Source organism: Brachyspira sp. (assembly GCF_050873525.1).
Lineage (GTDB): Bacteria > Spirochaetota > Brachyspiria > Brachyspirales > Brachyspiraceae > Brachyspira.
Genome location: NZ_JBNMIZ010000323.1, coordinates 1 through 2,003, shown reverse-complemented (window position 1 = coordinate 2,003; position 2,003 = coordinate 1). Strand labels below are relative to the sequence as shown.

Here is a 2,003-nt window from a genome sequence, read left to right as displayed (position 1 = left end):
TTAACATAATATTTTTATAATTACATAATTAAAGAATTAATTATTTATCATTATTAGTCAAATATAGGCTAAATCTCCTAGCAATGACAGATTCAATAAAATAAAAAGAGGATGCCGTTTCGACATCCTCTTTTATAAAGTGGTTTATTATTCTAACAACAAAGTTTTATTTTTTATTTGTTTTTCAAGGCAAGTCTTATATGCGCATCAAATCCTTTCGGTTTGAAATCTAAATAACCCGTAGCATAAATTATAAGGTCTGAACTTTCCATTAAACCAAATTGATATGGAGCGTATTCTTGTTTTTCCGCGCTGCTTTTTCTGTAGCTTCCGCTACTATAAGTTTTGTCAATTTTAACTCCGTTTTTATCATAACCGCTAAATTTTACCAAAACTGTCTTAAATTGGTCGTTTTGCTGCTCAAATCTAACAGTATATCTAAATGTAGTTCCATCAGGATTTTTATATTCTGCAGATTCAAAATATGCATTACCATATTGAATAATACCATAGTTTTGTTTTATCGTTATAGCGCTGTCTGGGGTTAATGTTTCCGTAGTAGGTTCTTCTATTGGATTATCTACTATTACATCTCCATCAACGCTAAAACTTGCTGGTTGTGTAGCTTTGTTTTTACAAGCTATAGACATCATAGCTATCATAATTACTACTGCCATTAAAGATAATAAACCTTTTCTTTTAATTAAGTTTGTCATAATTTTACTCTCCTTCGCCGTTTGGCTTTTGCCTTTTGGCGTTTTTTAATCTTTCTATCAATAAGATAACAATTATTTTTAAATCGTCAAGAACTTTTTTATTTATAAAAAATAAAAATTGCTTCGCTTTAAGGCTCTGTCAAATAAATTTGCCAGAGGCTCCGCAATTTTTATTAGTATTTAGTTATTTTAATATTCATTTTACAAAGAGAGCAATTATACTACCGTCATTGTGAACGCACTGAAGCGGGCAGTCGCTATAATAAAGCAATACAAATAAAAAGCACCGCAATTAAGCGATGCTTTTTTATATTGAAATTTCAAAACTATTTATTTACATCATCTTCATGGACAAGGTTATTTACTCCATCAACACGCCAACCTGTAGTGCCTAATATTCTTTGTCCTCTTTCATTTATACTAAATTTTCTCTCATTATTTGCAGCATTCCAAATGGATTGTTCCCAGCGATTATAACCCCAATAATAATTCCACCAATCATTAACAAGCCAAATCCATTCATCAGGCCATTCAGTATAATCATATGTTATTCCATCAACATATTCACCGTTATGTAAATGTGGATAGACATCGGCAAATCTAATTCTATTGTCACCACTTAAATATACATAATGTCCATGATATATTTTAGGTATATAACTTCCATCGCTAATTTCGTCTACTATTTCTTCAGGAGCTTTTTCATTTAATAAAGAATAAGTAATATCCAAACTATAATTACTAAATCTTATTACTAAATAACCGCTTTCGGTAAAAGTCGCTTCCGCCGTAATAGTGTTTCCGCTTTGGTATCTCACGCCTTCCAAATTATAAAACTCTCCCGATTCGTTAGTAGATGTCTCATAAAATTTGCCCTCGTCTTCTATAATCTCTCCATCCTCGCTTTTCGTTATTGCGCTTATATATGGCTTTGAATTCTCGTCCACTTTTATATCGGCGTAATAATAAATTTTTCTCGTATAGTTGCCGTTTATATAATAAGCGCCAGATTTAAAAGATAAATCTTTGAATTGAATTAAACCTTGATTTGTATCAATGGTTAATTTTTTTTCTGGCTGAGGCGATTGTTCCGCCTGTTTAACGACCATATAATCGGCAGAGTTAGTGAGATTTTTCTTACAGGCTACCGAAACGATAACCAATATAATAGCAAGCGCTATTAAGCATAATATTTGTTTTTTAGTAATCATAAATTACTCCTTAAAAATTTAATTTCTGAATATATTATAATACATTTTTTATAAAAAGTCAATTATAAGTTAATAT

2 protein-coding genes are annotated in these 2,003 nt (G+C 30.6%); both read right to left on the bottom strand.

What is annotated here, in order from left to right:
* Window positions 1-173: 173 nt before the first annotated feature.
* Entirely contained in the window at window positions 174-716 is a 543-nt protein-coding gene (locus ACR0QS_RS13035; RefSeq protein WP_432633884.1) for a hypothetical protein, read from the bottom strand.
* A 326-nt stretch (window positions 717-1,042) separates the two neighbouring features.
* On the bottom strand, window positions 1,043-1,927 hold the full coding sequence (locus ACR0QS_RS13030) for a hypothetical protein (protein ID WP_432633883.1): 885 nt from the start codon (window positions 1,925-1,927) through the stop codon (window positions 1,043-1,045).
* Window positions 1,928-2,003: the final 76 nt, after the last annotated feature.

Coding starts and splice junctions, on each gene's coding strand:
- ACR0QS_RS13035 (WP_432633884.1), bottom strand. CDS start 716: ATGACAAACTTAATTAAAAGAAAAGGTTTATTATCTTTAATGGCAGTA.
- ACR0QS_RS13030 (WP_432633883.1), bottom strand. CDS start 1,927: ATGATTACTAAAAAACAAATATTATGCTTAATAGCGCTTGCTATTATA.